Source organism: Teichococcus aerophilus, from assembly GCF_014490485.1.
Taxonomy (GTDB): Bacteria; Pseudomonadota; Alphaproteobacteria; order Acetobacterales; family Acetobacteraceae; genus Pseudoroseomonas; species Pseudoroseomonas aerophila.
The window spans coordinates 212,543-238,019 of sequence record NZ_JACTVA010000002.1 but is presented as its reverse complement, the minus strand read 5'-3'; the positions used below and the strand labels follow the sequence as shown (position 1 = coordinate 238,019).

Sequence of the window (25,477 nt, the reverse complement as noted above, 5' to 3'; positions counted from 1 at the left end):
CTAGAGATCGGGACATCGAGGCGACGATAGAGGACAAAGGGACGCGACGTCATGGCGAGAATCACGGAGACCCTGGAGAGAGCCGGCACCGAGCAGGACCCACGCTGGGCCCAGGTGATGAACCGCGACGGGACGGCAGATGGCAGCTTTGTTTACGCCGTGCGGACGACCGGCGTGTTCTGCCGCCCATCCTGCCCATCCCGGTTGGCGAAGCCGCAGAATGTCACGCTGTTCCTGACCTGCGCCGATGCCCGCCAGGCTGGCTACCGCCCCTGCCAGCGCTGCAAGCCGGAGCAACCTGGCCTGCAGGCCGGGCACGCCGCCATCGTGGCCGAGACCTGCCGCTTCATCGAGGCGGCTGAGGAAGTACCCTCGCTGGAGCAACTGGCCGCGAAGGCGGGCCTCAGCCCCTCCCACTTCCATCGCCTGTTCAAGGCGGCCACCGGCCTGACGCCCAAGGCCTACGCCCAGGCGCACCGCGCCCAGCGTGTGCGTGCCGAACTGGCGAACCAGGCCGCCAGCGTCACATCGGCGATCTACGGTGCCGGTTTCAATTCCAACGGGCGCTTCTACGAGGCGGTGGACGACATGCTGGGAATGACCCCGAGCGACTACCGCTCCGGCGGCACCAATACGGACATCCACTTCGCTGTCGGCGAATGCTCGCTCGGCTCGATCCTGGTGGCGCGGAGCGCGCGTGGCATCTGTGCCATCCTGCTGGGGGACGAGCCCGATGCCCTGGCGCGCGATCTGCAGGACCGTTTCCCGCAGGCGCGGCTGATTGGCGGAGATGCGGGTTTCGAAGCCCTGGTCGCCCAGGTGGTCGGCTTTGTCGAGGCGCCGGCGCTGGGGCTGGAACTGCCGTTGGACGTGCGCGGCACGGTGTTCCAGCAGCGTGTGTGGCAGGTGTTGCGGCAGGTGCCGGCCGGCAGCACCGTCAGCTATGCCGAGGTCGCCCGGCGGATCGGCGCCCCCGGCTCGGCCCGCGCCGTCGCCCAGGCCTGTGGCGCGAATGCGCTGGCGGTCGCCATTCCCTGCCACAGGGTGGTCCGCAACGACGGCGCCCTGTCCGGCTACCGCTGGGGTGTCGAGCGGAAGCAGGCGCTGCTGCAAAAGGAGGGCGTGTCCTGAACATCCATTCCCCGCCCGCCGCCGGCAGCATCGACTGGGCCGCGGCGGCGACGCAGCTGGAGCGGCAAGGTGCCGCCGTGCTGCCGAACCTGCTGGATGCCGCGACATGCCGGCGCCTGGCCGCGCTGTATGCCGAGGAAGCGCATTTCCGCAGCCACATCATCATGGCCCGGCATGGCTTCGGCAAAGGCGAGTACCGGTATTTCCGCTATCCGCTGCCGGACCCGATCGGCACGCTGCGGACCGCCCTGTACGCAAGGCTGGCACCGGTGGCCAATGGCTGGAACGAACGGATGGGCATCGAAACCCGCTACCCGGCCGAGCACCAGACCTTCGTGGAGACGTGCCATCAGGCCGGCCAGCAAAGGCCGACGCCGTTGCTGCTGCAATATGGCGCTGGCGACTACAACTGCCTGCACCAGGATCTTTACGGCGATATCGCTTTTCCCATCCAGGTCGCCATCCTGCTGTCCGAGCCTGGAAAGGACTTCACCGGCGGCGAGTTCGTGCTGACCGAACAGCGCCCCCGCATGCAATCGCGGGCGGAGGTGGTACCGCTGAGGCGCGGCGATGCTGTGGCGTTCGCGGTACACCACCGGCCGGTACAGGGTACGCGCGGCAGCTATCGCGTGAACATGCGCCACGGGGTCAGCACGGTGCGCAGCGGGCACCGGCACACTTTGGGCATCATCTTCCATGACGCGCGCTAAGACGCACAGCGGCGGTGCCGGCCCGTTATTCGGCCCACCGCCGGGCCTGACGCTGTTGCAGGGCTTCGCGCTTCCTCAGGAAGACGCATTGCTGGCCGGTATCGAGCAAGTCGCGCAGGCCGCGCCCTTCCGCCACATGGTCACGCCCGGCGGCTTCACCATGTCCGTCGCGCTGACCAATTGCGGCACCTATGGCTGGGTCAGTGACCGGCGCGGTTATCGCTACCAGTCCCAGGACCCGGAAACCGGCCATACATGGCCGGCCATGCCCGCGGTCTTCATGGACCTGGCCCGGCGCGCTGCCGCGGCAGGCGGCTTCGAGGATTTCAGCCCGGATGCCTGCCTGATCAATCGCTACGCGCCGGGGTCGAAACTGTCCCTGCATCAGGATAAGAACGAAGCGGATTTCTCCGCGCCGATCGTCTCGGTCTCCCTGGGCCTGCCGGCGACCTTCCTGTTCGGTGGCCTGGAACGGACGGACCCGCAGGATAGGGTGCAACTGCATCACGGCGACATCGCCGTCTGGGGCGGCAAGGCCCGGCTGGCCTATCACGGCGTCATGCCGCTGAAGGACGGGCAGCATCCCCGCCTGGGCGCCTACCGCATCAACATGACGTTCCGCCGCGCCGCATGACCCTCGCCTTGCTGGAGCAGGAGGTGCCGACACCCATCGGCACCCTGCTGCTGATCGTGGATGCGGCCGGTGCGTTGCGCGCTGCGGAATGGGCCGATGGCAGGGAGAGGCTGCCCAGGCTGCTCCGCCAGCATTACGGCAGCGGGGCCTTCACCCTCACCGCCAGCGCGACGAGCCCTGCGTTCCAGGACGCCTTCCAGGCCTATTTCGCCGGCCATACCCGCGCGCTGGATGGATTGCCGATACAGACGGGCGGCACCGCCTTCCAGGCGAGGGTCTGGCAAGCGCTGCGCACCATCCCGCCCGGCCAGCCAACCAGCTACCACGCCTTCGGACTGCAACTCGGCCTGCTGCGGCACGCCCGGGCCATCGGGCACGCCAACGCCGCCAACCCGCTGAACATCATCGTGCCGTGCCATCGCCTGGTCGGCAGCAGCGGCAGCCTGACCGGCTATGCCGGCGGTCTGGACCGCAAGCGATGGCTGCTGGCCCATGAAGCCGCCTCCGTACAGGCCAACAGCCCACCATAGGCAAGAGCATTTTCCGTTCGCATAAGCTCACTTCAATTGCTCTCGCTTGCTGCCTTGAAGAGCATCGTCGTGCCATCAGGTGATTCCATCTGATGGCGATCTGCTCTAGCCCTGCAACTCGCGCCGCACGATCGCGGCACCCGCAGCCAGCGCCTGCAACTTGGCGAAGGCGCGGGGGCGGGGCAGGTACTTCATGCCGCAATCCGGCGCCAGGACCAGCCGTTCGGCCGGAAGCCGCCGCAGGCCGGCACGGATACGTTCCGCCACCATCTCCGCGGTCTCCACGCTCTCGCTGCCGAGGTCGATAACGCCCAGCATGATGGTCTTGTTGGGCAACTCGTCCAGCACGGAGAGGTCGAGCTTCGGCTGAGCGGCCTCAATGGAAATCTGCGCCGCCGTGCAATCCGCCAGCTGCGGCAGGAAGGAATACCCCGAGGGCTTGTCCTTCACCACGGCGGCATAGCCGAAACAGAGATGCACCACGGTGTCGCCATCCAGGCCTTCCAGGGCCCGGTTCAGGGCTTTCACCCCGAAGCGCGCGGCAGCATCCGGCCGCGCCTGCATCCAGGGCTCATCGAACTGGATGACGTTGACGCCCGCGCGGCGCAGATCCTTCGCTTCCTCGTTCACGGCGGCGGCATAGGCCATCGCCAATGCCTCCTCGTCCTTGTAGAATTCGTCGGAAGCCTGCTGGGACAAGGTGAACGGCCCAGGCAAGGTGATCTTGGTCCGCTTATCCGTGTTGGCGACCAGGAACTCGACATCCCGGACTTCCACCGGCCGGTTCCGGCGAATGGCGCCAACGACGCGGGGCACCAGCGTCTCCTTGCCGGCGCGGCCCATGGTGCGGGCGGGGTTGTCTACATCCACGCCATCCAGCGCCAGGGCGAAGCGGTTGGAGTAGCTTTCGCGGCGGATCTCGCCATCGGTCACGATGTCGATCCCGGCCCGCTCCATGTCGCGGATCGCCACCAGCGTGGCGTCGTCCTGCGCCTGCTCCAGCGCATCTTCGGCGACGCGCCACATCTGCTTCATGCGCACACGCGGCACCAGGTTCTGCGCCAGGACGTTGCGGTCGACCAGCCAATCCGGCTGCGGGTAGCTGCCGACCACGGTGGTGGGGAGGAGAATGTCGCTCATCGGTCGGTGTCCTATGTCCGGGGCATTGCGGTCGGCTGGTAGGCCAGAAGCCGCCACGTGCCGGCCTCCCGTGCCCAGACCGCGCAGGTCATCGCGGCGATGCTCTTGTCGGCGCCGTTCCGCGTGATGTCGGCGCTCATGGTGCCGAGGGCGACGGCCGCGTCCGGGCCCGCCGCGACCACGCTCTTTGTCTCGAACCGAATGTCATGGTAGCGCAGGCTGCCATCGGTCAGTGTGGCCAAGTAGCTTTCAGCCGAATCCTGCGTGGCATCCGAATGCGAGTAGACCAACTGCGCGGAGAGCAACGCCCCTAGCGCCGCGGTATCGCCGGCCTTCATGGCGGCATAGCGCCGCGCTTCGAGTGCCCTGATCTCGTCCTGCATCATCATGTCCTCAGCGGGGATTGTTGGCCAGCAGCCGCTCGGGCCAGGTGGCGACACGGAAGAAATCCAACCCACCCTCGCCACTCGTCTGGTAGGCGGCGGCGAACTGGCGGGCGAGGGCCGAGAATGGCATCGGTGCGCCTTCCCGCAACCCCACGGCCAGGGCCAGGTCGACATCCTTGGCGACGAGGTCGACATCGGCCGCCGGCGTCCAATCCCGCGCCTTCAGCATGTCGACCTTGTAGGCCAGCAGCGGCGAACCGGCGACGCTGCGCGACAGCGCATCAAGCATGGCATCCCATTCCAGCCCCAACCGCCCGCCAAAGGCCAATGCCTCGCCGATGATGGCGGGCGTCAGCGCGACCACGAGGTTGACCATCAGCTTGACCGCCCTGGCTTCCTCGCCGGCACCACAGCGCAACACCTCCCGGCCCAGCACGGCCAGCAGCGCTTCGCACCGGTCCATCGCGGCGTCTGGGCCGGAGAGGAACAACGTCAGGTTCCCCGTCGCCGCCGTGCTGGTGCTGCCGGAAACCGGGCAGCGCAGGTAGTCGGCCCCACGCGCGGCCATCAACTCGGCAACTCTCGCCGATGCGGCGGGAGAAACCGTGCTGAGGTCGATGAAGACCTGGCCAGGGCGGATCGTCTCCGCCACATCGCGGGCGACGGCCAGGAGTGCGAGATCATTCGGTACCATGGAGAGAATGATGGCGGCTTGCTCTGCCACCGCAGCGGCCGTGGCGGCTGCGTTCGCACCTTCCTTGGCCAGTGCCTCCACGCGCGCGGGGTCGGTATCCGTGACCCACATTGTTGCGCCGGCTGCCAGTAGCCGCCGGCACAGCGGCGTCCCCATGCGGCCGGCACCGATCCAGCCCAGCGTCCATCCTTGCAGCGCGGCCATGGCTAGAGTCCCAGATAGAATTTACGGACAAGATCGCTATCGCCCAGCGCAGCCGGAGAGTCTCCGCAGAACTCCACGCGCCCGTGCACCAGCACGTAGCCACGGTCGGCTATGCGAATGGCCTGGTGGAAGTTCTGCTCGGCCATCAGCACCGTCAGGCCCAGCTTCTCCTTCAGCTCCGCGATCTTCTCGATAGTGCGGGCTACCAGGATCGGCGCGAGGCCGACGGAGGGCTCGTCGATCAACAAGATCTTCGGTGCGCACATCACGGCCCTGCCAAGGGCCACCATCTGCTGCTCGCCGCCGCTCATGCTGCCCACCGGCTGCTTGCGCCGCTCCTTCAGTCTGGGAAAGGCGCCGTAGCAGAACTCCAGGTTGCGCGAGATGCTGGCCCGGGCCGCGCTGCGATAGGCGCCCAGCAGCAGATTCTCCTCCACCGATAGGCGTGGAAACAATCGCCGCCCTTCCGGCACCAGCGCGATGCCAAGATCGACGATCGCCTCGGCGGGCAGGCCTACCAGGTCGGTCGAGACACCATCGATCGTCACGACGATCCGTCCGCTGCTCGGCCGCAGCAGGCCGAGGATGCAGCGCATCAGGGTGGTCTTGCCATTGCCGTTGGTGCCCAGCAGCGCCACCGTCTCTCCGGTATTCACCTCCAGCGAGACGCCATCCAGCGCGCGCACCGCCCCGTAGCTGGCGTCGATATCATGGATCGACAGACTAGCGGCCAAGATACGCCTCCTCCACCGCCGGCAGCGCCAGCACGTCCGCCGGCGGGCCATCCGCGATCTTCCGGCCTGCCACCAGTACCGCCAGCCGCTGCGAGAACTCGGTCACCGCACGCATCACATGCTCGATCATGATGATGGTTGTGCCGCCCTCATTCAGCCGGAACAGCAGCGCCAGGATCTGGTCGACCTCCGTGTGGGACAGGCCGGCCATGGCTTCGTCGACGATCAACAACTCCGGCTGCAAGGCCGTGGCCCGCGCCAGTTCCAGCCGCCGCAGCTCGACCTGCGTCAGCTCCTTCGGCATGCGGTGCGCCTTGCCTGCCAGATCAACGGATTCCAGGCAGGCCATCGCAGATTCCATTGTCGCGGCGCCGCGCCCGCCGAAGGAGAGAGGAACGCGGACATTCTCCGCCACCGTCAGGCCCCGGAAGGGCCGCGGCAACTGGAAGGTGCGCGCCAGTCCCTGCCGCGCCCGCTGGTGCGGCTTCAACCCGGCTAGGGGAGCATCCTTGAAGGTGAAGCTGCCATCGTGGCTGGGGAAGGCGCCAGCGAGACAGTTGGTGAAGGTACTCTTCCCCGACCCGTTGGGCCCGATCAGCCCCAGACGCTCGCCGGCCCGGACTTCCAGGTCGATCCCCGACAAGGCGGTGAACCCACCGAAGCGCTTGCCGACGGCATGGGCGCGGAGGACCACGTCGCTCATCGGCGCCTCCGGAATAGGCCAATGATCCCGCGCGGTGCCACGCAGACAAACACCACCAGCACAACACCGACAATCAACAGGTTGGCGGCGGAGGAGATCGTCACCGTGGCCGCCTGCTGCAGAGAGGACAGCAGGACCGCGCCGATCAACGGACCCGCCCAACTGGCTGTCCCGCCAATCAAGGGCATGGCGATGGCATTCACCGCATAGGAAAGCCCGAAGGCCGATGTGGGCTCGATATAGGAGCCGAGGTAAGGCAGTGGGGCGCCCGCGACCGCCATCATCGCGCCACTGATACTGGTGGCAATCAGCTTCAGCCGCAGCGTCGGCACACCGGCGGCCTCGGCCGCTGCCTCGTCATCCCGCAATGCCGCCAGGCCGAGGCCCAGCCGCGAAACCTCGATGCTCCGCGCAATGGCGATCGCCGCCGCCGCCAGCACCAAAACGACCGCACAGAGATAGCCCCCATAGCTGTCGAAGCCGAATGGGACGTCGCGCGGACGCAGGATATAGGCGCCGCGTGAGCCGCCGACATAACTCCAGTTGACGATGAAGGTCTGCAGCACCACCGACAGGCACAGCGTCGCGATGGCGAAATACGCGCCGCGCAGCCGGAGCGTCAGGATACCCGTACCCAGGCCCAGCGCACCGCCGACCATCGCCGCGATGCCGATGCAAGGCAGCAGGCCGAGCCCGAAGGCCTTGCCAACGGCAACCGTGGTATAGGCGCCGGCAGCGAAGAAGGCCGCGGCCCCGAAATTCACATATCCCGCATATCCGCCCAGAATATTCCAGGCCGTTGCCAATACAACATATTGCAGCACGAAGGTCGCGGCGAAGTAGGCATACTCGCTGCCCATGCCGCGCAGCGCCAGGATCAGGATCGCCGCCGCGGCAGCCGCCGCCAGCCAGAACCCCGCATGGCCGAGCCGTCTGGGTGGCGCGGGCCTGGGCAGGGCGGGAATGATGGCATCGCTCATGCCATCCTCCCGAACAGGCCCTGCGGCCGGACCGCCAGCACCAAGAGCAAGCAGCCAAAGGCGACGGCGGGGGACCATGACGGGCCGAAGAAGCTGGCGGTCACATTCTCCACCACGCCAAACGCCAGGGCCGCCAATACACAGCCGCCCAGCGATGACAGCCCGCCCATGATGACGATGGCGAAGACACGGCCGATGAAGACATGCCCCGACCACGCATCCACCGGCTGCACTACAACCAGCGCCCCGCCTGCCAGGCCGGCGAAGGCGAGCGAAATGCCGAATGCCAGGCGCTTGATGCGGATCGGATCGATCGCCAGCAGGCGCAACGCATCCCGGTCCTGTGCCACGGCGGCGATGGCGCGGCCGGTGAAGCTGTGGCGCAGAAACAAGGCCAACGCCCCGATGGCCGCCAACGCGACGGTCGCCGGAACCAGCATGCGCAGCGGCACATCGATCTCGCCGAGCCGCCAGGTCGTCGCGGCGTAGGCGGCGTCCACGAAATGCTGTTCGGGCCCAACGGCCAGGACCAACCCAACCTCGACGATGAACATCACGCCGAAGAAGAAGGCGAGGCCCTGGATGGCCTCGTCGCCGCGACGTTCGAAGAAATGGTGGTAGATCACATAGAGGCCGGCACCTAGCGCCCAGAACGCCGGCGCCAGCAGGATGGAAAGCAGCAGCGGGTCCAGGCCCGTGGCTGCCCAAAGCAGCGCGACGATTAGTGCACCCAACACCATGAAGGCCGGATGCGCGATATTGACCACATCCAGCATGCCGAAGGAAATGGAGAGCCCCGCTGCCGCTGCCGCGTACAGGCCACCGAGCAACAGGCCGGAGACGACGCCGTTCAGCAGTAGGGCCAGATCCGGGTCCATCACGCCCCCGCGGTGTAGGGCGTGCGCAGGTCGCCGGACTTGTAGCGCGGCGGGTACAGAATCACCTGTGTCCCGGCCTTGCGGAACTGCTCGATGCCGTTGCCTTGGATGCCCTGGTACTGCGTGTAGAGGTTGCGCTCTTCTGCCCACTCGCCCAGCGCATCGAACCGCAGCGGGCCGATGACGGTATCGAAGCTGTTGGCATGCATGTCGGCGGCCAGGGCGGCCTGGTCGATACGGCCGACGCGCTTCACCGCCTGCTCCAGCACCTGCATCTGCGCGTAAGCCAGCGGTGGCACGTAATGCCCCAGCGCGTCGGTGTTTTCCTTCGCCGCCAGTGGCTGGTAGCGCTCGATCAGCGCCTGCGTACCCGGGAACTGCAAGGTGGGCTCCGGTGCATAGACGTCCCAGACCACCAAATTATTCAGGATCGGCCCCAACTGCAGCTTCTGCGCGGTGATGTGCGGCCCGATCATCGGCCCGCCGAACAAGGCGAAGTTCGCCCGCAGCTCGCTGGCCGCCCGCAGCATGCCGGCCGTATCGGGCGGGTAGGAGCCGACAAAGACGATATCTGGCCGCGCCGCCTGCACGGAGCGGATGATAGGAGAGAAATCGACGGTACTGGGCGGGTAGGCGCGGTCATACACCACGCGCAGCTTGTGTTCCTTGGCCAGGAAACGGGCGCTCTCCGCCGTGCGCTGGTGAAAGTCGCTGTCCAGGTTCACGAGCGCGATGCTGCGGGGCTTCGGGTCCATCGCCATGGCGATGTCGAAGAAGCCCTTCGCGAAGGTCTCCTTCACCTGCGAGCCCGCCGGGTTGATGGAGAAATAGCGGTCGTACTTGAAGTCGGCATTCACGCCGGTGCCGAACAGCGAGACGAACGCCATCTGCCTCTGCATCACCACGGGCATGGCGGGCGCGATGATCGCGGTCGCATAGCCGGAGATGACGAGATCGACCTTATCGACGTCGATCAGCTTGGTGTAGATGCCGGGAACCTGCGCGCCCGTGCTCTGGTCATCGTAATGCACCAACTGCACCGGCCGGCCAAGCAGGCCGCCCTTGGCGTTGACGTCCTCCGCCCAGATCCGGTGCGCCAGCAGGGCAGGGCGGCCATTGCCCGCCAAGCCCCCGGAGAGCGACATCGAATAGCCAATCCGGATCGGCGGGCCGGAGGCCGCCGTCTGCGCCTTCGCCATGGCCGGCACGGTGATGGCCGCCGCCAGTGCCGCGTGGCCAAGGCCGCGTCTGCTCAAGCCTTCCATGCACTCATCCTCCCTGTTTGGCCGGGGTTCTTTGCCCTCTGGCCGTGTCGGCTGTGTCTGGTCTATCCGCGTGGTTCACGCCGTCGGTTGATCCGACGGGCGGCGATCACGCTCTAGTCGGCCGCTACCTTCGAAGGATCGGCGCCGACGCGGCCACCCTTGTCATGGGCGGCACGGCGGGCGACGCGGAAATCGTAGCGCACGCTTGGCAGCGCTGGGTCCGGCGCCTGCTCCAGCCCCAGGCGCGGCTGCACCACGAGGGATTCCGACACGCCGAACACGGTGTCGGAGCCGATATTCGGGTCATCGCCAAGGTAGAGCGCGGTCACCAACTCCCGGTACCCTTCGGCACCGATGAGCATGTGGATATGAGCGGGGCGGAAGCCGTGCCGCTGCTGGGCGCGGACCATGTCACCCACCGGCCCGTCCATCGGGATCGAGTATCCCAGGGGGATCAGCGTACGAATGGCGTAGCGGCCTTCGGCATCGGTGCGGAACTGGCCGCGCATGTCCATGGTGGATGGGTCGTTCGCCTGCAGGTCGTAGGCACCATCCGCGTCAGTCGACCAGATCTCGACGATCGCGTCCGGCACGCCTTCGCCCTGCTCGTTGACGACCTGGCCGAACAGCATCATCTCCGGCCCCTTGGCGTGCACGGCGATGCTCTCGCCATAGCCGAATTGCGGCGAGGCTTCCCGGTAGAACGGGCCGAGCAGGCTGGTCTCGGTCGCCTCGCCCACGCGGTTGGCCTGGTCGTCCATCAGGTTGACGAGCCGGGAAAGGCCGAGCGTGTCGGAAAGCAGGATGAACTCTTGCCGGTACGGCGTGCAGGTCTGCCCGACGCGCGTCAGGAAGCCGATGGCGCCCAGCCACTCCTCCGGCGTCAGCTTCACCTCGCGCGCGAAGTCGTGCAGGTGGCGTACCAGGCTCGCCATCACCTCCCGCAGGCGCGGATCGGGGGTGGAGGCCATCTGCGCGATCACCGCCTCGGTGACGGTGTTCTGGTCCAGGTCAGCCATTCTTGTCATCCTCCAAACCGGGGCCGGTCTCCATGGCCTGCCCTCGGTACGCGCATGTTCGGCTAGTCAGGCTTGATTCCGGCGGCCGCGATGATAGGGCGCCACTTGGCGATCTCGGCGCGGGTGACGTCCGCCAGGTTCTCCGGCGTGCCGCCGGTCGGCTCCACGCCCTGCATACGTAAATTGGCCAGTGATGCCGGGTTCGCCAGCAAGGCATTGGTCGCCCGGTTCAGCCGCACCACGATCTCGGCCGGCATGCCGGCGGGGCCGAACAGGTTCCACAACCCTTCCACGACGAAATCGTCGATGCCGGCTTCCTGGATGGTCGGCGTGTCCGGCAGGCTGGAGACCCGGCGCGCGGACGTCACCGCCAGCGCCTTCAACGTTCCCGCCTCCAGATAGGGCTTCAGTCCCAGCGGATGGTAGAACATGGCATCGACCCGCCCAGCCAGCAGGTCGGTGATGCCCTGCCCGGCGTTGCGATAGGGCACATGGTCCGTCTTCAGCCCGGTGCGAAGGTTCAGCAGCGCCTGGGAAAGATGCCCGGTGGTGCCGTTGCCGGCCGATGCAAAGGTCAGCGGCCGGCTGCGCCCCAGGGCCAGCAGCTCTGCCACCGAGGACACGCCGAGCGAGGGCGGCACCCCCAGCACCGTGGGCGTCGTGACGAACGGGGCGATCGGCGTGAAGTCGCGCACCGGGTCGAAGCCCAGATCGGGAAACAGGCTGACATTGATGCCATGCGTGCCGTTGGTCGCCAGCAACAGTGTGTATCCATCCGGCGCCGCCTGCGCCACGGCCTGGGAGCCGACATTGCCGCCCGCGCCGGCGCGGTTATCCACGACCACGGGCTGCCCGGCTTCCCGCGCCAGGGCCTCGGCCAGGATTCGGCCGAGGATATCGGTCGTCGTGCCGGCCGCGAAGGGCACGATCAGGCGGATCGGCCGGTTCGGCCAGGCGCCGCGCGCGGCGCTCTGCGCCAGGGCGGGGTGCGCCAGCGCCGTTGCGGCCAACCCACCCAGCACGGTGCGACGAGACCAGCGCGTCATGGGACAGCTCCTGCCGTGGTCGGGTTCCGTTCTTCGGTCACGTAATCGGCGATGGGCCGCGTGGCCTGGCCGCGGCGCAGCAGCACGCACTCATCCGGGAAGCTCTGCTGGAACTGCGTGCCGCGATCGGCCAGCAGGCCAAGGAAGCGGTCCAGGTGCCGCATCGCGCCATTGGGCAGGTCGTGCAGCACCAGCACGGCCCGCCCGACGCACATGGCCAGGGCACGGTCCACCCAGCCGTCCGGGTCCTGGAAGTCGCCGGGTACGGCATTCCACAGGATGCAGCTATAACGTTCGCGTTCCAACAAGCGCAGCGCGGCACCGTTCAGCAGGTGCCGGCCTAATGCCCCGCCGCCGCCCTGCGGGCGGAACAGCCTGTCCGGATGCGCGAGGTCGCCGATCAGCTTCTGCGTCCGGCCGATCTCAGCCTCCGCCACCTCGGCCGTCACCGGCCCCAACGGACCGGCATGGGACCAGGTGTGGTTGCCGATCCAGTGCCCCTCGTCCCTGGCACGCTCCGCGATCATGCGGTGCGCCGCCAGCTTGTGGCCCAGGACGAAGAACGTCGCCTGCAGCCGGTGGGCGCGCAGGACATCCAGCACCCCCGGCGTCACCTCCGGCTCCGGCCCGTTGTCGAAGGAGAGGGTGACGGTGGTCATGGCGCGTCCAACGCCCGTTGCCGGCGGCAAAAGCTGGCTGCAACTGGGGGCGATGCCATGACCGTTCCTTCCCCTGCCCGGATCAGGCCTCGTCCTGAACCGGGTTGGACAGGATGCCGATGCCCTCGATCTCGATCTCGGCGGTGTCCCCGGCCTTCATGAACACCGGCGGCTTGCGCGGATAGCCGACGCCGCTCGGCGTGCCGGTGGCAATGATGTCCCCTGGCTCCAGCGTCATTGCCTCGGTCAGGATGGCCAGGATGCGGGGCACAGAGAAAATCATGTCGGAGGTGTTGCTGTCCTGCATGACCTGCCCGTTGATGCGGGACGTGATGCGGAGCGCATTCGGCCCCTGCGGGATCTCGTCCGGCGTCACGATCTCCGGCCCCAGACCGCCGGTGCGGTCGAAATTCTTGCCCATGGTCCATTGCGTGGACTTGCGCTGGTAATCCCGAATCGAACCTTCGTTCATGCAGGTATAGCCAGCGACGCAGGAGAGGGCATTCGCCTCCGTCAGGTGCCGGGCCCGCTGCCCGATGACGATAACCAGCTCGGCCTCGTAATCGAACTTCTCCGACGCCTTCGGGCGCAGCAGCGCTTCGCCCGGCGCGGCGAGCGACGTGGCGCCACGGAAGAACACGGCGGGATAGTCGGGGATCGGGTTGTTCCCCTCCTTCGCGTGCTCGACATAGTTCAGGCCAATGCAGATCACCTTGCCCGGGCGCGGCACCACCGGCAGCAGCTTGAGCGATCCGAGCGGACGCTTCGTGCCCCCGGAGAGCTTGGCCTGCAGCTCCGCCGCCGAGCCAGGCAGGCCGAGCGCGCCCAGCGCCAGATTCACGTCCTGCGGCAGGCCAGGCACGACCTCCTCAAGGGCGACGACATCGTTGCCGACCTTGGCGCCCAGAACCGCGCGCCCATCCTGCTCGAATGCGACAAGCCGCATACGACGCTCCTCCCTCTTTGCTTACCCGAACGTTTTATCGAAATTCTATCGCCGTCAACCAGAATCGTCGATAAAAGGACGTGGTGACGCAGTGAAGCTGGAGGCCCATGCAGCCGATCGATGCCACGGAGAGTGACCTGACCCTGGCCACGTCCGTCCACCGCCGTTTGCGGGAAGACATCCTGGCCGGAAAGCTCCCCCCAGGGCTGAAGCTGAAGCTGCGGGATCTTGCCGGGCAATATGGCGCCGGGGCGTCGCCCATGCGGGAAGCCCTGTCCAAGCTGGCGGCGGAAGGACTGGCGGAACGCCTGGAGCATCGCGGCTTCCGCGTCGCCGAGGCGCGGCCCTGCCAACTGGCCGGGCTGATCCGCAGCCGCGTGCTGGCCGAAGGCGCCGCGCTGCGCGACGCGATCCACCGTGGCGACCAGAACTGGGAAGAGGCCCTGGTGCTGGCAGAGCACCGGTTGAACCGCGTCGCCCGCTCCCTCAACCCGCAGCGCTTCCTGGCTAATCCGGAATGGGAAGTCTGCCACCTGGGCTTCCACCAGGCCTTGCTGGCAGCCTGCGACGCGCCCGCGCTGCTGTCCTTCTGCGAACGGCTGCGGGAAGAGGCCGGGCGATACCGCGCGCTGGCCAATACCCGCGCCTACCCGGACCGCGACGTCGCCATCGAGCACGCGGAGATCGCCCGCGCCGCGCTCAGCCGGGATGCCGACAAAGCCTGCACCCTCCTGGCCCAGCACTATGAGCGGACAGGCCAGTTCGTCGGTGCCGAGATGAACCGGCTGCATCACGCGGAAGCCTTGTCCGGCTAGAGCAGATCCCCATCAAGTTGAATCGTCTGATGGAGTGAAATGCTCTAGCCGGGTGCGGTAACGGAGCGGCTTCGGCGCTTCGCCGTGATCTCTGCGATGCACACCGGCCGGAACTCCCAGGCGTCGACGCCGACATCCGCCTGCCGTGGCAGGGGTCTCAGGCGGCCGTGGCTGTGGCCGTGCAGGTTCCACCAGCCCTTGCCCATCCGGTTCCAGCTTCGGAAGGCGTAGTGGCAGAGCACCAGCCCCACGCCCTCCACGCTGATCTCCGCATAGTGCCCGACGCTGGCCCATCCCGGCAGCTCCGCCGTCACCGGCGGGTCGTTGTTGCCGAGGATCAGGCGCTTCCGGCCGGGCAAGGCATCCAGCAACGCCGCCGACGCCGCGCCTGACATGCCAAGCGCGAAGTCACCCAGGTGCCAGACCTCATCCTCCGGCCCCACCGTCGCGTTCCAACGCTCCACCATCCCCCGGTCCATCTCCGCCACCGAGGCGAATGGACGCCGGTACAGCGCACGGGCACCCGCATGGCCGAAATGGGTGTCAGCGGTGAACCACACGGCCACTGCGCAACTAGCCCTGTACGGCCGGCCGGGCGCGGGACAGCGCGGCCAACTCGCTGAGCGAAGTGACGATGGTCTCGCCTGTCGCATCCTGCCGCAGTTCCGCCAGCAGCGGGCTATCCGCCTGCGCCTGCCAGAGCCCGACCACCACGCGGGCCTCCGGCATCTGCCGCTGCAGCCGGCGGACCAGGTAGCGGACGCCATCCGCCGTGTTGCCTTCCTCCAACGCCGACAGGCAACACAGCCAGGGCGCGATCCCTTCGGCGGGCGCGGCACCCTCGGCCAATACCAGGGTCCCGATACCGTCCGCCTGCAGCGCCTGTGCCGCCATCTCGGCGGCCAGATCATCCAACGGGCCCCGCCCGGCGGCGCAGATCACCTGCACGCCGCCCTTGGCCTCGGCAGGCGCGAGGTTGCCGAGCAAGATGGAAACCTCGCTCCGCACATCGTCCAGCCGCTCAGACGCCAGCACCTCGCGCGACCAATCCTGGTCCGCCAGCGCCAGGGCCGGCAGCCCGACCGTGTCATAGTAGCTGGCCAGCGCATTCCGTGGCCGCAGCAGGCGGCGCGCCTGGCGGGAGAGTTCCCGCCCATCACGCTGCAGGGCACGTTGGTAGAACGCCTCATGCGGGGCCAGCGCCGGCCGGTCGCCCAGCATCACGTCCAGGAATGCCAGCCGCGGCGCATGGCGTCCCACCACCACCAAGCACACGGTCAGCGGCGTGGCCAGCAGCAGGCCGATCGGGCCCCAGAGGAACGTCCAGAATGTCGCCGCTACGATCACCGCCACAGGCGACAGGCCGGTGCTGTGGCCATAGACGGCGGGCTCCACCACCTGCACCACCAGCGGCTCTGCCACCAGGAACAGCACCAGCACCCACAGCGCCATGGACCAGCCGGGGTCGACCGCCACCGCCAGCAGCAACGGCGGCACCAGCGCGATGAAGGTGCCGATGAACGGCACGAAGCGCATCAGACCCGCCAGGATGCCCCACAGCGCCGGGCTGGGCAGGCCGATGCCCCACATGGCCAAACCCAGTACCAGCCCCATCAACGAATTCAACGCCACCTGCGCCAGGAAGAGGCGGGAGAGGCGGCGCGCCGCATCGTCCAGCGCCACCGTCGTTCGGTGCAGGTCGCTGCTTCCAGCCAGCCGGATCAGCCGGTCCCGCAGATCCTCCCGGTAGATCAGGATGATGATGGCGAACAGGATGACGATGCCGGCCGTGGCCACCGGCCCCAGCACCGGTCCCGCCAGGCTGCGAATGACATCGAGCGGCGTGGCGCCGTCGCTGGCCGGCACGGCGGTTGCTGGCGGGGGCAGGGATGTCGCCTGCGCCGGCGCGGCGCGCCCGGCGATGCCATCGCCCATCATCTGCCGCAGATTGCGCAGGGCGGAGTCCGCTTCCTCCATCAACTCGCCCAACCGCAGCGATTGCAGCTTCTGCGCCATGATCTGCTGGTAGGCAGGCAGGTCCACCGCCAGCCGCCCCGCCTGCCGGCCCATGACGACGCCGAGGCCGAGGATCGCGGCCGCCGCCACCAGCACAGCCAGCACCACCGCGATGACCTGCGGCACCATCAGCCGCCGCAACCCCACGACGATAGGCGCCAGAACGAAGGCCAGCAGCACCGCCAGCACCAGCGGCACGATCAGGTCGCGCCCCAATGCCAGCGCGGCAATGCTGAATGCCGCGGCCAACAGCCCGAAAATGGCGTTCAGAACGCGCAGGGAGGGCAATTCGGCGGCAGGGGCCGAAGGGGGGATGGTATCGCCGGCCATGGAAGGCCCTCTCTATCCGGGAAGCAGCTTAACGCGCCGCCAGGGCGAAGGTTCGGTGCCGATGTTCAACCCAGGGCCGCTTGCCGCGTTATCCGCCACCATTCCTGGAATCGCTGCCTTGCCCAGCATTGCTGCCCCGCCTTTCCTGAACCGCGCGGCGGACCGTGTGCTGCCGCAGCGCGCCCGCCCTGTCCTGATCACCGCCGCGCTCCTCGCCGCAGTCGCCATCGGCGCCGCGGGCGTGCAGTGGCGGCTGTCGCGCTCGGCGCAGGAAGCGAATGCGCTGGCCCATGCCCATGTGCTGGAGGCCGAGGCGCTTCTCTCCGCCATGAAGGATGTGGAGACGTCGCAGCGCGGCTTCGTGCTGACAGGGGACGACACTTACCTTGCCCCCTATGAGGAAGCGCGCCGGGCTGTGGACAGCCTGTTGCCTGAACTGGAGCAGGATGGCCTGCCTGTCGGCCGGCTGCGCCCGATGGTGGCGGACAAACTCGCCTGGGCCGCACGCGTCATCGGCATCGGCCGCGCCGAGGGCCTGCCCGCTGCCTCCCGCGCCATTGAGACCGGCCAGGGCAAGGCGTTGATGGACACGCTGCGGCGCGAGGTCGCCTCCATCCAGGCCGAGACACGCGCGATCGCCGCGCGCCGCGCCGTCGCCGAAGCCCGGCGCGCCACCTGGCTCAGCTTCCTGACACTGGCGGCGCTGCTGGCCTCGGGCATCGCCCTGGGCCTGTACGCCTTGGCGCGGCGCCGGGCGGAGAAGCGTGCGACCGCGCTGCTGGATGGCGTGATGCTCCATGCCCCGGTCGGCCTCGGCTTCCTCGACCGGCGGTTGCGGCTGGGCCACGCCAATAACAGCCTGGCCATGCTGGGGGAGAGGGTGCTGGCCGGCGGCGTCTGGCCGGAAGAGGTGCGGAGCCAGTTGGAACCCCGCCTGGCGGAGGTATTGCGCACCGGGCGCGCGCAGGCGGACGTGGCCGTGGAAGTCCCCCCCGCACCCGGCCGCACCGCCCGGCACTTGCAGATGAGCCTGTTCCCCCTGGGCAACTCCGCCGAGGGCGTTGGCATCGCCGCGATCGACGTGACCGCCCGGCAGCGCGTCGAGGCCCGGCTGCGGCGCAGCGAGGCGAGGCTGCGCATGACGGTGGATTCCGTGCCCCAGCTGGCCTGGATGACCGACGCCGAGGGCGAGATCCAGTGGTACAACCGCCGCTGGTACGACTACACGGGCGGTACGCCGGAAGCCATGAAGGGCTCCGGCTGGCAGCAGGTGCACCACCCGGACCATCTGGAACGCGTCACCCAGCATTTCCGCGCCGCCATCGCAGCCGGCGAGGCGTGGGAGGATACCTTCCCCCTGCGCGGCGCCGATGGGCGCTACCGCTGGTTCCTCTCCCGCGCGCTGCCGATGCGCGACCTGCCGGATGCGGAAGCTCCCGAGGGACGGCTGATCGGCTGGTTCGGCACCAACACCGACATCACCGATATGCGGGAGGCGGAAGAGGCGCTGGAAGCCGCCAAGGCAGCGGCCGAGGATGCGAACATGGCGAAGAGTCAGTTCATCGCCAACATGAGCCATGAGCTGCGGACGCCGCTCTCCGCCGTCATCGGCTATTCCGAGATGCTGGAGGAGGAGGCCGAGGACCTGCAGGACGCGGAAAGCTTTCGCGAGGACCTCGGCAAGATCAAGAGCAACGCCCGCCACCTGCTCTCCCTCATCAACGACGTCCTTGATCTCTCGAAGATCGAGGCCGGCAAGATGGAGGTGCAGCCGGAGGACTTCACCCTGGCGCCCCTGGTGGCCGAGGTGGCGGAGACGGTCGGCGCCCTGGTGGCGAAGAAAGGCAATGCGCTGGAGGTCTCTATCGCCGAGGACCTGCCGCTGGCCTATTCGGACCCGGTCAAGATCCGCCAGTGCCTGTTCAACCTGCTGGGCAACGCCGCTAAGTTCACCGAAGGTGGCCGCATCACGCTCTCCGCCGCGCCGGATGCGGAACGTCCGGGCTGGGTCGCACTGCGGGTCTCCGATACCGGAATTGGCATGACGGCGGAGCAGCTGGAGCGCCTGTTCCAGCGCTTCAGCCAGGCCGATGCGACGACCACGCGGCGCTTCGGCGGCACCGGGCTCGGCCTGTCCATCACCAAAGCTTTCTGCACCATGCTGGGCGGCAAGATCGATGTGGAGAGCGAGGTCGGGCAGGGCACTTCCTTCACACTTCGCCTGCCTGCCGATCTCCGCCAGGCCCGTGCTGAATCGGACGACCCCGCCGTGCTGGCCGCCGAATCCACGCTGGACCCGGCGCCGGCCGAACGCCACGCCGGGCTGGTGCTGGTGATCGACGACGATGCGGCGACGCGCGACCTGCTGATGCGCTTCCTGACGCGGGAAGGCTTCACCGTCCGCGCCGCGCCGGATGGCCAGACGGGCCTGGCCATGGCACGCGAGCTGCGCCCGGACGCCATCCTGCTGGACGTCATGATGCCGCGGCTGGATGGCTGGGGCGTGCTCGCCGCCATCAAGGCCGAGCCGGAGCTGGCCGATACGCCCGTGGTGATGGTGACGGTGGTGCAGGAACGCGGCCTGGCCTTCTCGCTCGGCGCCGCCGACTACCTGAACAAGCCGGTGGAGTGGAGCCATCTGAAGCGGGTGCTGGACCGCTACCGGGCCCAGCCTTCCCCCGGCCTGGCCCTGGTGGTGGAGCAGGACGAAAGCCAGCGCGCTGCCTTGCGGGACCTGCTGCGGCAGGAAGGCTGGGCGGTGGAGGACGTGGCCGAGCGCCGTGCCGCGTTGGCCCGCATGGCGGCGCCGCCGGCGCCCGACATGCTGCTGGTCGAGGTACAAGGTGGCGATGGTGGGGAAGGCCTGGCGTTGATCCGCGAGCTCCGCGCCCGACCCGAGTGGGTGAACCTGCCGATCATCGCCCTGACCGCCGATGCCATGACCGAAGCGGGGCTAGAGACGTTACGCGGCAAGGTCCACGGCGTCATGCCGGCCGAGGACGGGATTCCCGAAGAACTGACCAGCGAATTGCGCCGCATCGCGTCGGCACGGAAGAAGGGCCACTGACATGACGAAGATCCTGCTGGTCGAAGACCATGAGGAATTGTGGGATTTCCTGTCACGCCGCCTGAAGCGCAGGGGGTTCGACGTCGTGCTGGCGCATGATGGCCAGCAGGGCGTGGACATGGCCCGGGCCGAGCAGCCCGACATCATCCTGCTCGACATGAACCTGCCGGTGATGGATGGCTGGACCGCCGCCCGTACTCTACGGCAGGCCGAGGACACCGCCCGCATCCCCATCATCGCCCTGACGGCGCACGCCATGTCCGGCGACCGGAACAAGGTGATCGAGGCTGGCTGCGACGACTACCATCCGAAGCCGGTCGACTTCTCCCGCCTTCTCGGCCAGATCGATACGGCCCTGCTGCGGGGGGAGGAGGGCTGAGCCCCCCACCCCGCACTGGCACCGGCCGCAGCCCGTGCGGCCGGTGCCGTGTTCTCAGCGCCCCGCCAGTGGCCAGACCAGCGCGATCAGCGGCACGCCCACCACCAGCACGATCAGCGTCAGCGGCGCGCCAAGCCGGGCGTAGTCGCCGAAGCGGTAGCCGCCGGGGCCCATCACCAGCGTGTTGCACTGGTGCCCGATGGGCGTCAGGAAGTCGCAGGCCGCGCCCACGGCCACGGCCATCAGGAAGGCATCCGGGCTGAGGCCCAGCCGGGTGGCCAGGCTGGCGGCGATGGGCCCCAGCATCAGCACCGTCGCCGCGTTGTTCAGGAACGGCGTCACCGCCATGGCCATGACCATGATCAGCCCCAGCGCCCCCAACGGCGGCAGCACCCGCACGGTGCCCTCCAGCCAGGCGGCGATCAGGTCGGTTCCACCGGTGGTGCGCACCGCCTCGCTCACCGGGATCAGCGCCCCCAACAGGATCAGCACCGGCCACTCGATGGCGCCATAGGCTTCGTTGTGGTCCAGGCTGCGCAACAGCAGCAGCAGGACGGCGGCCCCGAAGAACGCGATGGCCACGGGCAGCACGTGCAATGCCACCAGCAGCATGGCGCCCAGCAGGATCAGCACCGGCAGCCAGCTCCGGCGGCTGCGGCCCAGGGTGATGCTGCGCTCGGTCAATGGCAGCACGCGCAGGGTGCCGATGGCGTCGGCGATGGCATCGGCATTGCCGCGCAGGATCAGCACATCCCCGGCGCGCAGCCGCAACCCACCGAGGCGCCGGCTGATGCGCTGGCCGCTGCGGCTGACCGCCAGCAGGCCGACACCGAACCTGTCCTGCAGCCGCGCATGCTCCGCCGTTTCCCCCGCCAGCGGCGATTCCGCGGTGACGACGCCTTCGACGACGCTGGCATCCTCGCCCTCCTGGCCGGCGGGAAGCTGCAGACCGGCGCGGGCGACGATGCGTTCCACATCCTCCGGGTCACCCTCCAGCAGCAGCACGTCGCCGGCCCGGATCGTGCCCTCGGGGTTGGGGACGAAGCGGCGGAACCGCTCGCGGATGATGACGGCAACGCCGATGCGGCCCGCATCCATCGCCAGCAACTCCGCCACAGTGCTGCCGACCAGGGGCGATCCATCCGGCACCGTGGCTTCCACGGTATATTGCTCCACCGCCGGCGCACTGCTGGCGGGTGCGCGCCGGCCGCGCGGCAAAAGCCGCCAGCCGAAGGCAAGAAATGCCATGCCGGCCAGCGCGATGCCCAGGCCGACCGGCGTATAGTCGAACATGCCGAAGGGCTGCCCCGTCACCTCCGCCCGCACCCGGGCGACGATGATGTTGGGTGAGGTACCAGTCAGTGTGATCAAACCGCCGATCAGGGAGGCGAAGGCCATCGGCATCAGAAGGGCCGAGGGGCTGGTGCCGGTGCGCCGGGCCAGCTGCATCGCCACTGGCATGAAGATGGCCAGCGCGCCGATATTCTTGGTGAAGATGGACGTCACCAGCACCGCCCCCGCCAGCGCCGGTACCTGGGTTGCCACCGTGCCGAGATAGGGCAGCACCGGGCGCATCAACGTCTCCACCGCACCGGAGCGCGCCACCGCGGCGCTGACCAGCAGCGCCGCCGCGACGATCACCACCACGTCGTCGGCGAAGCCGGTGAAGGCCCGGTCCAGCGGAATGACGCCCACCAGCACCCCGGCCAGCAGCGCCAGCAGGGCCACCAGCTCATAGGCGATGCGGCCCCAGAGGAAGAGCGCCACCGTGCCGCCCAGGATGCCGAAGGCCAGACCCTGGTCGAGCGTCATGGAATCCACCCTGCTGCCAGCGCATCGCGCGGCGCGCCGTGAGGGTTTGGTCCTGTCATGTGGGAGATCCTGCGGAAGCGTGCCGGCGCAACCCGGCGGGGTGGCTGCGAGTTGCCGCCCGTGAGCCCGAACCAGCCGCCCACGCAGGGAATTCCCGCACCGTGACCGTGATGCCACGTCGATTGCTGCAGATTTTCGGCTTGGTGCAGGATGGCCGCAGCGAGCTGATGGAACGTCAGGCCCTCGGGCTTGGCGCAACGCCGACTGGACCGGAGGCGCCCGCCATCGCGCCGCAGATACCGCCGCGGCGGGTGCGGCCGGCACCCTCGCAGCGCGTATTGCAGCAACAGGTGGCCAGCAAGCTGCTGCATGGCTGGCTGCAGAACCGCCACCAGACCCTGTTTCCGCTCGCCCTCAACTTGCGCAACATGCCACCGCCGCAACGCCTATTGCTGGCACGCTGGATGGCCGCGACGGCAGCGATGACCGGCGCCGCGCTTCCCGATGCCGCCCTGGCCTCGGTCGGCGGCGGGGACGCAGAGAAGGCGGCACTGGCCGAGGCTGTATCGCCTTTGCCTGGATTGCTGCTGGACATCCGGCAGGCCGAACTGGGCCCCCACGCCTATACAGCCGCCTTGCTGGCTGCGGCGCCCGGGCGGGTGGGTCAGGCGTGGCTCGATTACCTGGCCGCTGCCCTCGGCTTGCCCCTGGACGTCATCTCGGACCTCAGGCGGCGCGGTGGCCGCCGGCTCAGCCGGGCGGCTCGGTAACGCCCCTTAGCGCCTGCTGCACCGCAGGCTCATCCACCAGCAATCGCCGGGCGATATCCGCCAATGTCACCCAGCCGACAACCTTGCCTTGCGCGTCCTGCACCGGCAGGCGGCGGAAGTTCTGTGCCGTCATCAGGTCCATCGCGACACGAAGGTCATCGGACGCGCGGCAGCCAATCGCGGGGGTCGTCATCGCGTCCCGTACCCGCATGGCCGCGGGGTCCCGTCCGGCGGCGATTACGCGGTACAGCAGGTCCCGATCGGTCACCACGCCGCGCAGGTCGGCTGGCGTGCCGACAGGCAAGCCGCCGACATCCAGCTCGCCCATCAGCTCGGCGGCCTGCTGCACCGTGGCATCGGCGGCGATGAATTCCACCTCCGCGCTCATGACATCCGCAACGTCCATCCTGCTCCCCCGTGCCGCGCCAGCCGCGCGCTGCGGTAACGGCGCAGCGGCGGCCGGGATGCAGGGCCGGGTTCAGCCGTCCGCGCGGATATTCGCCGCGCGGGCCACTTCGCCCCAGCGGGCATGGTCCCGCTTCACGCGGGCGTCGAATTCCTGGGCCGAGCCGCCGCCCGGCTCATCACCCTGGCCGGTGATGCGCTCGCGCACATTCGCATCGGCCAGCGCCGTGTTCAGCGCGGCGTTGAGGCGCTGGACGATCTCTGGCGGCGTGCCCTTGGGTGCGGAAAGGCCAATCCAGCTGGTGATGTTGAAGTCCTGCACCCCCAGCTCCGCCGCCGTCGGGATGTCCGGGAAAGCGGGCGCACGCTGCTGGCCGGTGACCAGCAGGCCACGCACCTGGCCGGACTTGACGAAGGGCGCGACCACCGAAGCCGCGTCGAACAATGCGCTGAAGCGGCCGGCGATGAAGTCTTGCATCGCCGGGCCACTGCCGCGATAGGGGATCATCTCCATCGGCGGGTTGCCGATGCGGGTGCGGAACAGCTCCATCGCGCAGTGGGACATGCTGCCGGCGGCCGCGGTGCCATAGTCCATGCCGCCCGGCTGGGCGCGGATCCAGGTGGCGAATTCCTGCACCGTCCTGGCAGGCACGGACGGATGCAGGCACAGCACAAGCGAGCTCTGCAACGCCAGGCCGACCGAGGTCAGTTCCAACGGATCGATGGTCATGCCGGGGAAGGTGTGCGGGTTGATGGCCATGGAGCTGGAGTTGGCCGCCAGCAGCGTATAGCCGTCCGGCCGCGCCCGCAGCACCGCCTCGGTCCCGATATTGCCGCCGGCGCCGCCACGGTTATCGATCACCACTGGCTGACCGAGCGCGGCGGACATGCCCTGCTGAATGACACGCGCGGCGAAATCCGTCTGCCCGCCCGGCGGGAAGCCAACGATCAACGTGACAGGGCGGGCGGGCCAGGATTGGGCCAGGGCCAGATGCGGCGCCGCCAGGCCCAGGGCGAGGCTGCCGCCCAGCAGGGCGCGCCGGGTCGGGCGGGGGAGGTCGTCCTTGGTCATTCCTCGGTCTTTCTTGAACTTTATCGTTCTGGCTGGGCGCCGGCAGGGCGGCGGCCTCAGGCCTTGGGCGTATGGTTAGATGTGCACTGGCATGACCGTCCAGACTAATATTGCGCCGCGTTCATGACGATTTTGGTATGCATGTCTCCATGCCCAAACGACTCGCGCCCCGCCCGCTGACGGCCGACTGGTTCGTCCGCTCCCGCCTCAAACTACGCCACCTGCAGCTGCTCTCTGCGTTGGGCGAGCTGCGGAACCTGAACCGCGCGGCGCAAAGCCTGGGGCTGACCCAGCCAGCAGCTTCCCGCCTGCTGGCGGAGCTGGAGCGGATGGTGGGCGCTCCGGTGTTCGAGCGGCGTCCACGCGGGGTCGAGCCCAATGAGATCGGCCTGCTGCTGCTGCGCCACGCCAGCGTCGTGCTGTTGGAACTGCGCCAGGCCGCCACCGAGCTGAACGGCCTGCGCTCCGGCTCCGGCGGCGCCGTGGCCATCGGCGCCGTCACCGCGCCGGCGGTGGAATGCGTGGCGCAGGCGGTAGAAAGCTTGCAGGAGACGCATCCGGGCCTGCGGATCACGGTGGAGGTGGAGACCAGCGCCCAGCTGATCGACCGCCTTTTCAAAGGCAGGCTGGACCTCGTGCTGGCCCGCGTGCCGCCGGGCGTGCAGGTCTCCGCCCTGGAATATCGCGAGGTCGGTGAGGAAGCCCTTTGCCTGCTGGTCCGTGCCGGCCATCCGCTGCTGGGGGCGCCGGAGATCGGGCTGGAAGCGTTGCTGCCCTTCACTTGGCTGCTGGAACCCCCCGGTAGCCTGCTGCGCCATGCTGTGGACATGCTGTTCGCCCGCCAGGGCCTGCCCATGCCGGTGCGGATCGTCGACACCGCCTCCATCCTGCTGAACCTGACCTTGTTGGGGCGGGGCGACGCCATCTGCGTGGTCAGCGAACCGGCGGCGGCCATGCTGGAAGCCCAGGGCCAGTTCCGCCGCTTGCCGCCGCTGCGGGGCGAGGCCGCCTTGTCGGTGGCCCCTTATGGACTGATCCGGCTGCGGGAACGGCCGCTTTCCCCGGCGGCGCAAAGGCTGCAGGACGTGCTGGAGCCGCTGCTGTTTCCCGGTGGTCCAGCGGCAGGACATACCTGAACGGCCATGTCTGGCC

General features: G+C 68.5%; 26 protein-coding genes. 9 read left to right on the top strand and 17 right to left on the bottom strand.

Features of this window, described 5'->3' with window-relative positions; translation table 11 throughout:
* Window positions 1-51: 51 nt before the first annotated feature.
* The 4 genes from ada to IBL26_RS02220 all read left to right on the top strand — a co-directional run bounded on the left by ada (window position 52) and on the right by IBL26_RS02220 (window position 3,005).
* A complete protein-coding gene (gene ada / locus IBL26_RS02235) occupies window positions 52-1,131 on the top strand; it encodes a bifunctional DNA-binding transcriptional regulator/O6-methylguanine-DNA methyltransferase Ada (RefSeq protein WP_187782806.1) in 1,080 nt (359 codons plus the stop codon).
* Between the two features lie 77 nt (window positions 1,132-1,208).
* Window positions 1,209-1,841, top strand: coding sequence for a 2OG-Fe(II) oxygenase (locus IBL26_RS02230; RefSeq protein ID WP_367615351.1), 633 nt, complete (start codon window positions 1,209-1,211; stop codon window positions 1,839-1,841).
* Entirely contained in the window at window positions 1,828-2,475 is a 648-nt protein-coding gene (alkB, locus tag IBL26_RS02225; RefSeq protein ID WP_187782805.1) for a DNA oxidative demethylase AlkB, read from the top strand. The genes IBL26_RS02230 and alkB overlap by 14 nt, the downstream gene beginning before the upstream one ends.
* On the top strand, window positions 2,472-3,005 hold the full coding sequence (locus IBL26_RS02220) for a methylated-DNA--[protein]-cysteine S-methyltransferase (protein WP_187782804.1): 534 nt from the start codon (window positions 2,472-2,474) through the stop codon (window positions 3,003-3,005). Before alkB ends, IBL26_RS02220 begins: the two co-directional genes overlap by 4 nt.
* A 105-nt stretch (window positions 3,006-3,110) precedes the next feature.
* Here IBL26_RS02220 and IBL26_RS02215 read toward each other — a convergent pair whose 3' ends face one another.
* From IBL26_RS02215 to IBL26_RS02160, 12 genes are all read right to left on the bottom strand, one after another.
* Window positions 3,111-4,145, bottom strand: a complete 1,035-nt coding sequence (locus IBL26_RS02215) for a uroporphyrinogen decarboxylase/cobalamine-independent methonine synthase family protein (protein ID WP_187782803.1) — start codon at window positions 4,143-4,145, stop codon at window positions 3,111-3,113.
* Between the two features lie 11 nt (window positions 4,146-4,156).
* Complete coding sequence (locus IBL26_RS02210; RefSeq protein WP_241748888.1) at window positions 4,157-4,528, bottom strand: nuclear transport factor 2 family protein; 372 nt, start codon at window positions 4,526-4,528, stop codon at window positions 4,157-4,159.
* A gap of 10 nt (window positions 4,529-4,538) precedes the next feature.
* On the bottom strand, window positions 4,539-5,429 hold the full coding sequence (locus IBL26_RS02205; RefSeq protein ID WP_187782801.1) for an NAD(P)-dependent oxidoreductase: 891 nt from the start codon (window positions 5,427-5,429) through the stop codon (window positions 4,539-4,541).
* A 2-nt stretch (window positions 5,430-5,431) separates the two neighbouring features.
* Entirely contained in the window at window positions 5,432-6,163 is a 732-nt protein-coding gene (locus IBL26_RS02200; protein ID WP_206684122.1) for an ABC transporter ATP-binding protein, read from the bottom strand.
* Window positions 6,153-6,866, bottom strand: a complete 714-nt coding sequence (locus tag IBL26_RS02195) for an ABC transporter ATP-binding protein (RefSeq protein ID WP_187782799.1) — start codon at window positions 6,864-6,866, stop codon at window positions 6,153-6,155. Before IBL26_RS02195 ends, IBL26_RS02200 begins: the two co-directional genes overlap by 11 nt.
* On the bottom strand, window positions 6,863-7,846 hold the full coding sequence (locus tag IBL26_RS02190) for a branched-chain amino acid ABC transporter permease (RefSeq protein WP_187782798.1): 984 nt from the start codon (window positions 7,844-7,846) through the stop codon (window positions 6,863-6,865). Before IBL26_RS02190 ends, IBL26_RS02195 begins: the two co-directional genes overlap by 4 nt.
* Window positions 7,843-8,724: a branched-chain amino acid ABC transporter permease gene (locus tag IBL26_RS02185; RefSeq protein WP_187782797.1), complete on the bottom strand. Its 882-nt coding sequence runs from the start codon at window positions 8,722-8,724 to the stop codon at window positions 7,843-7,845. Before IBL26_RS02185 ends, IBL26_RS02190 begins: the two co-directional genes overlap by 4 nt.
* Window positions 8,724-9,989, bottom strand: coding sequence for an amino acid ABC transporter substrate-binding protein (locus IBL26_RS02180; RefSeq protein WP_187782796.1), 1,266 nt, complete (start codon window positions 9,987-9,989; stop codon window positions 8,724-8,726). Before IBL26_RS02180 ends, IBL26_RS02185 begins: the two co-directional genes overlap by 1 nt.
* A 113-nt stretch (window positions 9,990-10,102) precedes the next feature.
* Complete coding sequence (locus tag IBL26_RS02175) at window positions 10,103-11,008, bottom strand: dioxygenase family protein (protein ID WP_187782795.1); 906 nt, start codon at window positions 11,006-11,008, stop codon at window positions 10,103-10,105.
* A 62-nt stretch (window positions 11,009-11,070) separates the two neighbouring features.
* Window positions 11,071-12,054, bottom strand: coding sequence for a Bug family tripartite tricarboxylate transporter substrate binding protein (locus IBL26_RS02170; protein ID WP_187782794.1), 984 nt, complete (start codon window positions 12,052-12,054; stop codon window positions 11,071-11,073).
* Window positions 12,051-12,713 (bottom strand): polysaccharide deacetylase family protein, encoded by a 663-nt coding sequence (locus IBL26_RS02165; protein ID WP_187782793.1) that lies wholly within the window; start codon window positions 12,711-12,713, stop codon window positions 12,051-12,053. The genes IBL26_RS02170 and IBL26_RS02165 overlap by 4 nt, the downstream gene beginning before the upstream one ends.
* A gap of 82 nt (window positions 12,714-12,795) precedes the next feature.
* The gene (locus IBL26_RS02160; RefSeq protein WP_187782792.1) at window positions 12,796-13,659 is read right to left on the bottom strand and encodes a fumarylacetoacetate hydrolase family protein; all 864 of its coding nucleotides are present in this window, start codon (window positions 13,657-13,659) and stop codon (window positions 12,796-12,798) included.
* A gap of 107 nt (window positions 13,660-13,766) precedes the next feature.
* Between IBL26_RS02160 and IBL26_RS02155 the strand changes: the two genes are divergently transcribed.
* Window positions 13,767-14,474 carry a GntR family transcriptional regulator gene (locus IBL26_RS02155; RefSeq protein WP_187782791.1) on the top strand — a complete coding sequence of 236 codons (708 nt, stop codon included), beginning with the start codon at window positions 13,767-13,769 and terminating at the stop codon, window positions 14,472-14,474.
* Between the two features lie 44 nt (window positions 14,475-14,518).
* On the opposite strand, the gene IBL26_RS02150 is transcribed toward IBL26_RS02155, so the two are convergent.
* Window positions 14,519-15,034 (bottom strand): metallophosphoesterase, encoded by a 516-nt coding sequence (locus IBL26_RS02150; protein ID WP_367615350.1) that lies wholly within the window; start codon window positions 15,032-15,034, stop codon window positions 14,519-14,521.
* A gap of 13 nt (window positions 15,035-15,047) precedes the next feature.
* Window positions 15,048-16,820, bottom strand: coding sequence for an AI-2E family transporter (locus tag IBL26_RS02145; protein ID WP_187782789.1), 1,773 nt, complete (start codon window positions 16,818-16,820; stop codon window positions 15,048-15,050).
* Between the two features lie 118 nt (window positions 16,821-16,938).
* Between IBL26_RS02145 and IBL26_RS02140 the strand changes: the two genes are divergently transcribed.
* Window positions 16,939-19,887 carry a response regulator gene (locus tag IBL26_RS02140; RefSeq protein ID WP_187782788.1) on the top strand — a complete coding sequence of 983 codons (2,949 nt, stop codon included), beginning with the start codon at window positions 16,939-16,941 and terminating at the stop codon, window positions 19,885-19,887.
* Between the two features lies 1 nt (window position 19,888).
* On the top strand, window positions 19,889-20,266 hold the full coding sequence (locus IBL26_RS02135) for a response regulator (protein WP_187782787.1): 378 nt from the start codon (window positions 19,889-19,891) through the stop codon (window positions 20,264-20,266).
* A gap of 54 nt (window positions 20,267-20,320) precedes the next feature.
* On the opposite strand, the gene IBL26_RS02130 is transcribed toward IBL26_RS02135, so the two are convergent.
* Window positions 20,321-22,078, bottom strand: coding sequence for an SLC13 family permease (locus IBL26_RS02130; RefSeq protein WP_187782786.1), 1,758 nt, complete (start codon window positions 22,076-22,078; stop codon window positions 20,321-20,323).
* A 161-nt stretch (window positions 22,079-22,239) separates the two neighbouring features.
* On the opposite strand from IBL26_RS02130, the gene IBL26_RS02125 reads away from it, so the two are divergent.
* On the top strand, window positions 22,240-22,848 hold the full coding sequence (locus IBL26_RS02125; protein WP_187782785.1) for a hypothetical protein: 609 nt from the start codon (window positions 22,240-22,242) through the stop codon (window positions 22,846-22,848).
* Here IBL26_RS02125 and IBL26_RS02120 read toward each other — a convergent pair.
* Window positions 22,829-23,254, bottom strand: coding sequence for a CBS domain-containing protein (locus IBL26_RS02120; RefSeq protein WP_241748886.1), 426 nt, complete (start codon window positions 23,252-23,254; stop codon window positions 22,829-22,831). The genes IBL26_RS02125 and IBL26_RS02120 overlap by 20 nt on opposite strands.
* Window positions 23,255-23,326: 72 nt before the next feature.
* Window positions 23,327-24,325: a Bug family tripartite tricarboxylate transporter substrate binding protein gene (locus tag IBL26_RS02115; RefSeq protein WP_187782784.1), complete on the bottom strand. Its 999-nt coding sequence runs from the start codon at window positions 24,323-24,325 to the stop codon at window positions 23,327-23,329.
* Between the two features lie 149 nt (window positions 24,326-24,474).
* Here IBL26_RS02115 and IBL26_RS02110 point away from each other — a divergent pair, with 149 nt between their 5' ends.
* The gene (locus tag IBL26_RS02110; protein WP_187782783.1) at window positions 24,475-25,461 is read left to right on the top strand and encodes a LysR substrate-binding domain-containing protein; all 987 of its coding nucleotides are present in this window, start codon (window positions 24,475-24,477) and stop codon (window positions 25,459-25,461) included.
* Window positions 25,462-25,477: the final 16 nt, after the last annotated feature.